Genomic DNA, 8,957 nt, shown 5'->3' with positions numbered 1-8,957 from the left:
GGCTTCAGAGCCGATGTCGCGGCGGCAGTAACAGCGGCCACACGCTGGGGTAGTGGTGCCACCAGCGGATTCGCCAGGTTCGAGATGGGCGATTGGAGCAGGCCAGGCTCACCTGCCACCACTGGGTGATGCCGATTCCCCATCGCTGACGTACTGAACCACCACATGGTCGTCATCGACCCCTGTCTGGATGGCAAAGCCCTCCAGGCAGGTCGGCTGCTGACGCGGAGCGGCCTCAGCCAGGAGGGATCGAAGGCTCTGGGCCGCCTTCTCCCGACTGATCGCGGCGCTCAGGGGCAGCCCGAAAAACTGATGGAGCTGCTGCACGGTGACCGTCGCATTGAAGACGAGCGGCTGGTTGGCCTGCGCTGCAATCGGCTCGGGATCCACCGCAAACAGCCGATCGATCAGGGGCTGGAGACGGCTGCGCATGGCCACAAAGACATGGTCCCCGGGCTCAAGGGCCGTTTGGCCTCGCGGCATCACCACCTGCTTGCCGCGCAGGATCAAAGTGACCAGCACGCCATCGGGCAGGGCCAGATCGCGCAGCTGCAGGCCGGCCACCTGGGCCTGGGGTTGGAGGGTGTAGTCGACGATCTCGCCATCGACCTGGCGCAGGGTATGGAGCTCCACCGACAGCGCTGGGGTGGGATCGGCCGGCCGGCCGATGTGCAGCCAGCGGGCCACCAGCGGCAGCGACCAGCCCTGGGTGATCGCCGAGATCAGCACCACGAAGAACACCGCGTTGAAGATCAGCGCGCTGCCGGGCACGCCGGCCATCAACGGAAAGGTGGCCAGGGTGATCGGCACCGCCCCCTTCAGGCCCACCCAGGAAAGGAAAGTGAGCTCCCGGCGCCGGAAGCGGAACGGGAAGGCCGACACCGCAACCGCGATCGGCCGCGCCACCAGGATCAACACCAGGGCGATCAGCAACCCCTGCCCCGCCACGGCCAGCAGACGGCTGGGGAAACTCAGGAGCCCCAGCATCACAAACAGCACGATCTGACCCAGCCAGGCCACGGCGTCGTGGAAGGAGAAGATCCCCCGCCGGAACACGATCGAACCGCTGCCCAGCACGATGCCGGCGATGTAGACGGCCAGAAAGCCACTGCCCCCCAACACCGCCGCCAGCCCGAAGGCCACCAGGCCAAAGGCGAGGGCCAACAGGGGGTAGAGGCCCGGATAGTCGAGGTTGATCCGATTCACCGCCCGGATGGCCAGCCAGCCCACGGCAAGGCCCACCAGGCCGCCCACCCCGAACTGACTGAAGAAGAGCAATGCCAATTGCTGGGCAGAGCCAATGCCGCCGGTGATCACGCCGATCAGGCCGAGCGTGAGGAAGATCGCCATCGGATCGTTCGAACCGCTCTCCACCTCGAGGGTGGCCGTGAGCCGCTCCGGCAGCTTCAGGCCGCTGGTGCGCAGCACCGAAAACACCGCCGCCGCATCGGTGGAACCCACAATGCTGCCCAGGAGCAAGCCCTGAAGGAGCGGAAGCCCCAGCACCCAGGCGGCCGCGACCCCCGTGAGCAGGGAGGTAATGAGCACGCCCACGGTGGAGAGTGCCAGGGCCGGCCGCCACACCCGCCGCACCGAAGCCAGGGAGGTGCGCAGACCGCCATCGAACAGGATCAGGGCCAGGGCCACGCTGCCGATGCTGTTGGCCAGGGGATAGTTCTCAAACGGAATGCGGCCCAGCCCCTCGGAGCCGGCCGCCATCCCCACCGAGAGGAACAGCACCAACACCGGCACCCCAACGCGGGCGGAGAACTTGCTGGAGGCAATCCCCAACAGCAGGAGCACGCCGGCGAGCAGCACGGCCACGTTGATCCACACGCCGCTTCCGTCCAGGCAGTCCGTATGAGAATGGCGCAGGAGTGGGGCGATGGGAGCAGCAGGGCACGGCCCAGCACAGCAGCCCAGCACAGCAGTCCAGCCCGCTCGTCCAGAGCGCGGATCGCCGTCATGGTTCCCCTCAGTTGGAGAAGAGGGCGTCGTAGCGGTAGTACTCCGGCCGATCGAGGCCGTCGCGTTGGAGCATGTGCCGCAGCTCGAGAATCTCGCGGCGCTGGGCCACGATGATCTGCCGTGCCAGCCGCCGAATGGTGGTGTTGGTGGACTTCTGCAGCGCATCGTGGGCCATCTCCAGCGCGCCGCCGTGGTGGGCGATCATCCCCTCCAGGAACCAGCGGACGCGGTTGGCCTTGGTGGGCGTGCTGCCGGTCATGCGCATGGCCTCGATCTGGGCGGGGCCCATGCGCTCCAGGCCGGCCAGGCTGTTGGGATCACCGCCGGCTTTCAAGGCGACGGGGTAGACGGGCGCCTCCGGATACCAGGCCCTGCGCCATTGCCCCATGGCCTTGATCTCCTGGGCCTGGTCCCGCCAGATCGTCTTGGCCAGTGCCCCCACCCCCGGCTGGCCGATGTCGAACACAACCTCGCCCATCCGCAGCGCACCGGTGTGGTGCTGCACCATCGCGTCGATCCAGCGCAGGTCGTAGGTGGCACCGGCGGCACCCACGTCATGGCCATGGGCACCGTGATCCATGGATCCAGCGACCGGCCGCGGCGCTGAAGTAGCCGGCGCCGGCGCCGGTTGCGGCTGGCTGTGGTGCTGGTGGTGCGCAGGGGAGGGCATCTGGGCCTGGGCCATCGGCACCAGCAGACCCAACAGGGCGAGAGTCACCAGGAGAGGACGCATCGCGGGCGGCTGGAGGGGAGACCAGCCCCACCGTGCAGCCTCCCGTAGATGGAGAGTCAAGGGGTGGCGTCTGCCGCTGCGCAACGCCCTCAGGAGCCATACCACTGGCGATACCACTGCTCCATCTGGGCAATCTCCTGGCTCTGCACCCGCACCATGGCGGCCTGCAGGCTGCGCAGCTCGGGATGCAGGCTGTTCCACTGGGCGTGGGAGGCCATCATCACGCCCATGCGGTGGTGGGGAATCATCTGCTCGATGAAGGCGCGATCGAAATCGGGCGCAGCCTTGAGCGCCTCCAAGCTGGTGGCCAGGCCCGGCATTGCCCCGCCCATGCCCATGCCCATGCCCATCCCCATGGGGCCAGCCATGCCCATGCCTGAGCCCGGGCCGCCCAGCGTCCAGGCCGGCACGTCGGCGCCATACCACTGGCGATACCAGCGGCGCATCTGGGCGTTTTCCTCGCTCTGACTGGCCTTGATCCGCTGCGCCAGGGCCTGGATCTCCGGCCGCCTGGCCCTGGTGAGCGCCAGATCGGCCATCGCGATCGCCCCATCGTGATGGGGAATCATCATCACGATGAAGCGCTGATCAGCCGGCCGCATCCCCATCGGCATGCCCATGGCCCCCGGGCCCGCGCCAACCGGCGGCGCTGGAGCCGCCCCCGTGCCCGGCGGCACCAGGCCTGAACTGGCCAGCAACCCGGCAGTGATGGCCGCCCCCCAGGTCCAACCAGGAATGGGCCTGATGGCCATGGCGGCCTCGTGCTCAAGGGAACATCTCCAGCTTGATCACGATTCCACCAAGCGGGACTGGGGCCGCTGGCGCTCGGAGGCTCCCCCGCGCAGCAGGCCCCACGCGCTGCGACCTCAGCCCTCGCCGCCCTCGCCACCTTCACCACCGTCGTCGCTGGCGGGCGCGGGCTTGGCCGGTTGGCTGGGCTTCTCCTGGCGGTCCCGGTCTCCACCGTTCTCCCCGGCTTCCGGGGTGCGACCGCAGGCCACGGTTCCGCCCGCCAGGGCCAGGCTGCTCAGAAACAGGGCAATGCTGTGGCGTTTCATCGGGGCGCTATCGGCTTGACGGTGCTTCGATCCTGCTGGATGGACCAGTCGCCAGCGGGATCCATCAACAGACACAACACGCCGCGGTAACAACCGTCACATCCATGCGTTTCCCCCTGGAGCCGCTGCTCGACCCGCAGCAGTGGCAGGCGATGGCCGAGCCGCTGCAGAACGCCAACGCCGACTGGCGGCCGGGAGCGGAGACGGCCGGCTGGCACGCCCGCGCCGTGAAGCACAACCAGCAGCTCGACCGAAGCGGCGCGCTGCATCAGCGGCTGGCCTCGGAGCTGCAGGATCATCTGCTTCGCCATCCCCTGGTTCAGGCGGCGGCCTTCCCCCGCCACATCCACGGCATCCTGTTCAGCCGCAGCGGCGTGGGGGAGGGCTATGGGCGCCATGTCGACAACGCCTGGATGGCGGGCGGCCGCACGGATCTCTCCTTCACCGTGTTCCTGAGCGAGCCCGACGCCTACAGCGGTGGAGCCCTGGTGCTGGAATCGCCGAGCGGCGAGGAGCCGTTCCGGCTGCCGGCGGGCCACGCGCTGGTGTATCCGAGCACCCTGCTGCATCGCGTGGAGCCGGTGACCTCGGGGGAACGGCTCGTGGCGGTGGGCTGGATCGAAAGCAGGATCCGCCAGGCCGAACAGCGGGAACTGCTGTTCGAGCTGGATTCGGCACGGCGGGCCCTGTTCGCCCGCAGCGGCAAGGACGAGATCTTCGACCTGATCAGCCGCAGCTACAGCAACCTGCTGAGGGCCTGGGACTGCTGAGCAGCCCCTGGCGGCCTGGAGCGATCGGGCCAGTCCCTCACCAGAGCGTGGAGGGCAGGCTGCGAAACAGCTGCAGCAGGGCGACCAAGACCCCCACAATCGAGGCCAGGGCGAGGGCCCGTTGCCACCGGGGACCCCGACCCTCGGCCCAGGGGCCATAGAGGCGGCTGGCCCAGGGCACCAGGAGCCAACCGGTGATGGCGACGCTGCAGACATTGCCGAGCAGCAACTTGGCGGGGAAATCCCAGGGCAGACCGTGCAGGGCCATGGTCAACCCCATCACCGTGGGGTAAAGAACGAGCAGCACCAGCAGGTTGGTCTTCCAGAGCGGCACCGGGCCCGGCACCGACAGGGCCAGCCATCGGGAATAGCCCTCCCAGTCGGCGGAGCCCTCGAAGCCATAGCCCTGCTGCTCGGCGGGTTGGAGCATGGCGCGGCGGATGGGGCTGTCCATCCACTGCAGGAAGCCCTGCAATCCGTCAAACCGCAGGATCGATTCATAGAGGTGCACGGTTCGCTGCCCCGCCTGGCCCCGGATCCGACCCACGTAGCGGGGTCCGCTCTCACCCAGGTAGCCGGGGAAGTCCTGAACCGCCGCCTGCAGCCGCCTCTCCAGGGCGAGGAACTGGGGCACCGCCGTAGCGGGCACCCGGTGCAGCAGGCGGTAGTCGAAACCCGGGGCTCCCCGCGGATCGGTGGCGATCGGCATCGGCGGACGCATGGCGGACGGGGCTGGAATGGGTTGCCAACACGGGGGACCCAACCTGGGGGCCAGGATCAGCGCACCAGCTCCGCATCACTGCGGGTCCGTGGATCCACGCGCTGTCGGGATCGCGTCACGCCAACGGCCCAGACCCCTGATGGCCGCAAGCTAGAAACGCCCGACCGTTGACGCAGCCTCCGCGGCATGGCGATGGTGACGATGCCGCTGGTGCGGGGCGATGAAGTTCAAGGACTACTACGAGGCCCTCGGCGTTGGCCGTGACGCCAGCGAAGAGGAGATCAAGAAGGCCTACCGCCGGCTGGCCCGCAAATTTCACCCCGACATCTCCAAGGAAGCCGGAGCTGAGGAGCGCTTCAAGGAGATCAGTGAGGCCTACGGGACCCTCTCAGATCCCGACAAGCGCCAGGCCTACAACGAACTGGGCCGCCACCAGGCTGGCGAGGATTTCCGTCCACCACCGGGCTGGGACAGCCGCTTCTGGCAGGGCCAGAGCCATGGCGAGGTGGATCTGGCCGACCTGTTCGAACAGATGGGGTTCCATGCCTCCCAGCGCCAGGCCCGGCCCGATTTCCCCATGCGCGGCCAGGACATCGAGGCCGTGGCCCAGCTCAGCCTGGAGGAGGTGGCACGCGGCACCGAAGTGAGCCTGGAGCGCCAGGTGCCGCAGCGGCGCCCCGACGGCAGCCTCGGGCGCCAGAACCAGATCGTGCGCATCCGCGTCCCAAAGGGCGTGACCGAAGGCGAGCGGCTGCGCATTCCGGCCCGCGGCGGCCCGGGCAGCGGCGGCGGCCCACCGGGAGACGTGTATCTCGACATCCATCTCAAGCCCCATCGCCTGTTCCAGGCGGTGGGCCATGACCTGTACCTGCAGCTGCCCGTGACGCCGTGGGAGGCCGCGCTCGGCGGTGAGATCGAGGTGCCCACCCTCGATGGCCGCGTACGGCTGACCGTGCAGGCCGGTGCCCAGACGGGGCAGAAACTACGGCTGGCCGGGAAAGGACTGCCCAGGCGCAAAGAGGGCGCGGGGGATCTCTACGGCGTGCTGCAGATCGTGACGCCCAAGCAGATCGGCGAGCGCGAACAGGAGCTCTATCGTGAGCTTGCCTCCGCCTCCAGCTTCGACCCACGCCAATCCTTCTTCGCAGGTGCCTCCCATGACTGACGACGTGCTGATTCCAGCCGATGCGGAGAGCCGGGTGGACCTGGCCGAGTTGCTGGCCGCTTCGGGTCTGGCCGAGGCGGAGGTGCTGGAACTGGTGGAGTTCGGGGTCCTGGAAAGCCACGGAAGCGTTTCGGGCTGGAGCTTCCAGGCCCGGGTGGTGCATCAGGCCAGGCGAGCCGCGACCCTGCGCGACACCTTCGGTCTCAACACGCCCGGCATGGCTCTCGCCCTCACCTACCTGGAGCGCATCGAGGCCCTGGAGCAGCGCCTGCGGGAACTGCAATGCCTGTTGCCCCGCTGAAGGAGTACTCCTGCAGAAGGTCTTCCAGGGAAACGGATGCCTACACTTCTACCCATGCGATGCATTGCCATGGAGCCTGCAGATCTCGCCACAAGCCAGCTGATCAGCCGCCATCTCCGGGTGCAGAGTGTGGCCGATCTCTCCCTCTATGAGCAGCACTCTGACGTGATCCAGCGCCTCTGCAAGGAACTGGGTTTCCAGAATCCCGCCACCGCCATGGCCTGGGTATTCGATCAACTCGAGCAGTCCAAGGATCTACAGAAAGCGATCTTTGATCTGCTCAACGACTGACACAACAACTGACACCAACCCAAACCAGGCAAGGGCCAGCTCAGCCCTTCAGGCGGGTGCGCTCGGCGCGACTGAGCCAGAGCAGCACCGCCACCAGGATCGGGGTGAACAGGTCGGTGTAGAGGATCGTGCCCACATTGGATGGGGCCCAATTGCCCGTGGCAACCAGCGACACCCCATGGCCCACCCCATCGGCAAAGATCCAGGAGCCGTAGGCCACCATCGCCGCCAGCAGGTAGTCGCGCCGGCGCAGCCAGCAGGAGGAGAAACCCAGGATCGCGATGGTGAGATTGGCGTAGGCGACTTCGTTCTGAAACGGGCTGTCGGGCCAGCCGATCTGGGCCGCGATGAAGGGCCCCAGCAGCAGGTGCATCAGGAAGCCGGCCAGGCCGTTGACCCCCAGCACCCAGAAGGCGATCCACAGCAGGGTCGCCTCCGACCAGCGCGCCAGGCTGGGGCTGCGGCGAACCGCGAAGCCAGCGCCGATCAGGGCGATCACCAGGGTCCAGAGATCCAGATGGCCCAGGAGCAAGGCCAGTGCGCTGCCCATGGCGGCGGCCGAACTGCCCCATGGCTAGCCAGGGCCTGGAGCCGACGCCGCGCAGCCCCGAACAGGGCGGAGAACCCCACCGACCAGAAGCCGTCACACTCCGTTACAGTAGGAGCAACACTTCGTAACGGTCCATGGCTGACACCTCCTCCCGCTTCGGTTTCGTCGAATTCGCAGAAACCTGGAACGGCCGCCTCGCCATGCTCGGCTTCGTGATCGGCCTCAGCACCGAGCTGCTCACCGGCCAGGGCATCCTCTCCCAGATCGGTCTGGGCTGATCGCGATGGACACCAACTACACCGCCGCCATCGGCGCCGTCGTGGGCCTCATCGTTGTGCTCACTGGCATGGTCGTCTTTGTGCTGAGCCGCCCCAGCGACCTCTCGTCAACCAACCCCCGATGATCGCCACCCTCGCCGTGCTGCTGTTCGGCGCCTGGATCGTTGGGGCGCTGCTCCAACCCGATCTGGCCGACTGAGCACTCACAACACGCCCCACCAGCGCTCGACCACCTCCGGGCTGCCATACCAGACGGGCCCGAAAGCGCCCCCATGGGCCACCCCCGGAAGCACCACGGGGGTGGAACCCTCCAGCAGGGCCGAGGCCACCGGCACAAGGCCGTCGCCCCGGTCGTTGGCATCGCCGGTGCTGTTGCGATAGGCCGTCGGCGCCAGGCGCCGGGCCAGGGGCGTCGCCGCTGCCAGCTCCAGATCTCCCGCCACCGACACGTAGCGGACCCGATCGGCGAAGGCCGCTCCCGGCAGCCGCCGCTGCACCATCTGGCGCAGCACCGTGGCCTTGAGGGCCGTGTGGGGGCTGCCCAGCATCACCAGCCCATCGGCAAGGGCTTTGCCGTCGTAGCGACGACCCTCGAACGGGGCGTCATCCAGAAACAGCCGCAGCATGATGCCACCGGAGCTGTGGCCGATCAGCGTCACCCGACCCGTGGGCGAATCCCGGGCCAGATCCAGCGCCACTTGCTGGACCCGATCCAGAATCCGCGCCCAACCGAAGGCGAAGACGGTGAGCAGCCAGTCGAGCTTGCTCACCGCCACCAGCCGCACCGGCTGGCCAGCAAGCTGCTCCAGCCGCTCGGCCATCGGGGCATAGGCCTCCGGGCTGATCAGAAAGCCACCGAGGATCACGATCGGCTGCGGAGCCATGGGCAGGAGTGGGCGTACGGCACAGCAGCAGCATGCTCAAGGGCCAGGACCGCTGGACGGGCCAACCAGCTGGGATTCAGCGCAGGCAGCCGACGCAGCGCCCCAGCAACCGCGAGCGACAAGCAGAACGATGGATTCTCGGAAGAGTAACAACGAGCAGCCTTAAACTTAGGCCCATAAACCCTCAAAAGCCGCCCTAGTCCGAGCCCAGGACGTCAACTGATTCCCGAGCAGCCGC

General features: G+C 67.9%; 12 protein-coding genes. 5 read left to right on the top strand and 7 right to left on the bottom strand.

Annotation, left to right across the window (positions count from 1 at the left end):
* Nucleotides 1-108: 108 nt before the first annotated feature.
* The 4 genes from CJZ98_RS00180 to CJZ98_RS00165 all read right to left on the bottom strand — a co-directional run bounded on the left by CJZ98_RS00180 (nt 109) and on the right by CJZ98_RS00165 (nt 3,759).
* Nucleotides 109-1,836, bottom strand: a complete 1,728-nt coding sequence (locus CJZ98_RS00180; RefSeq protein WP_094587500.1) for a potassium/proton antiporter — start codon at nt 1,834-1,836, stop codon at nt 109-111.
* A 139-nt stretch (nt 1,837-1,975) separates the two neighbouring features.
* A complete protein-coding gene (locus CJZ98_RS00175) occupies nt 1,976-2,701 on the bottom strand; it encodes a DUF305 domain-containing protein (RefSeq protein ID WP_094587499.1) in 726 nt (241 codons plus the stop codon).
* Between the two features lie 89 nt (nt 2,702-2,790).
* Nucleotides 2,791-3,453: a DUF305 domain-containing protein gene (locus CJZ98_RS00170; RefSeq protein ID WP_094587498.1), complete on the bottom strand. Its 663-nt coding sequence runs from the start codon at nt 3,451-3,453 to the stop codon at nt 2,791-2,793.
* A 114-nt stretch (nt 3,454-3,567) separates the two neighbouring features.
* Nucleotides 3,568-3,759 carry a hypothetical protein gene (locus CJZ98_RS00165; protein ID WP_094587497.1) on the bottom strand — a complete coding sequence of 64 codons (192 nt, stop codon included), beginning with the start codon at nt 3,757-3,759 and terminating at the stop codon, nt 3,568-3,570.
* Nucleotides 3,760-3,863: 104 nt separating this feature from the next.
* On the opposite strand from CJZ98_RS00165, the gene CJZ98_RS00160 reads away from it, so the two are divergent.
* Nucleotides 3,864-4,529 (top strand): Fe2+-dependent dioxygenase, encoded by a 666-nt coding sequence (locus CJZ98_RS00160; protein ID WP_094587496.1) that lies wholly within the window; start codon nt 3,864-3,866, stop codon nt 4,527-4,529.
* A 37-nt stretch (nt 4,530-4,566) separates the two neighbouring features.
* On the opposite strand, the gene CJZ98_RS00155 is transcribed toward CJZ98_RS00160, so the two are convergent.
* Nucleotides 4,567-5,250, bottom strand: a complete 684-nt coding sequence (locus tag CJZ98_RS00155) for a hypothetical protein (RefSeq protein ID WP_157910812.1) — start codon at nt 5,248-5,250, stop codon at nt 4,567-4,569.
* A 220-nt stretch (nt 5,251-5,470) separates the two neighbouring features.
* On the opposite strand from CJZ98_RS00155, the gene CJZ98_RS00150 reads away from it, so the two are divergent.
* From CJZ98_RS00150 to CJZ98_RS00140, 3 genes are all read left to right on the top strand, one after another.
* Nucleotides 5,471-6,415: a DnaJ C-terminal domain-containing protein gene (locus tag CJZ98_RS00150; RefSeq protein ID WP_094587494.1), complete on the top strand. Its 945-nt coding sequence runs from the start codon at nt 5,471-5,473 to the stop codon at nt 6,413-6,415.
* The gene (locus tag CJZ98_RS00145) at nt 6,408-6,716 is read left to right on the top strand and encodes a chaperone modulator CbpM (protein WP_094587493.1); all 309 of its coding nucleotides are present in this window, start codon (nt 6,408-6,410) and stop codon (nt 6,714-6,716) included. Before CJZ98_RS00150 ends, CJZ98_RS00145 begins: the two co-directional genes overlap by 8 nt.
* A gap of 69 nt (nt 6,717-6,785) precedes the next feature.
* On the top strand, nt 6,786-7,007 hold the full coding sequence (locus tag CJZ98_RS00140; RefSeq protein ID WP_094587492.1) for a hypothetical protein: 222 nt from the start codon (nt 6,786-6,788) through the stop codon (nt 7,005-7,007).
* A 40-nt stretch (nt 7,008-7,047) separates the two neighbouring features.
* Here CJZ98_RS00140 and CJZ98_RS18665 read toward each other — a convergent pair whose 3' ends face one another.
* Nucleotides 7,048-7,557, bottom strand: a complete 510-nt coding sequence (locus tag CJZ98_RS18665; protein WP_198537394.1) for a DUF6790 family protein — start codon at nt 7,555-7,557, stop codon at nt 7,048-7,050.
* Nucleotides 7,558-7,691: 134 nt separating this feature from the next.
* On the opposite strand from CJZ98_RS18665, the gene CJZ98_RS00130 reads away from it, so the two are divergent.
* The gene (locus CJZ98_RS00130) at nt 7,692-7,835 is read left to right on the top strand and encodes a chlorophyll a/b-binding protein (RefSeq protein WP_094587491.1); all 144 of its coding nucleotides are present in this window, start codon (nt 7,692-7,694) and stop codon (nt 7,833-7,835) included.
* Between the two features lie 203 nt (nt 7,836-8,038).
* On the opposite strand, the gene CJZ98_RS00125 is transcribed toward CJZ98_RS00130, so the two are convergent.
* Nucleotides 8,039-8,719: an esterase/lipase family protein gene (locus CJZ98_RS00125; protein WP_094587490.1), complete on the bottom strand. Its 681-nt coding sequence runs from the start codon at nt 8,717-8,719 to the stop codon at nt 8,039-8,041.
* Between the last annotated feature and the right edge of the window lie 238 nt (nt 8,720-8,957).

It is taken from the genome of Vulcanococcus limneticus LL (genome assembly GCF_002252705.1).
GTDB lineage: Bacteria > Cyanobacteriota > Cyanobacteriia > PCC-6307 > Cyanobiaceae > Vulcanococcus > Vulcanococcus limneticus.
Note: the sequence above shows the minus strand (reverse complement) of the source record. Positions and strands in the feature narration are given on the sequence as shown.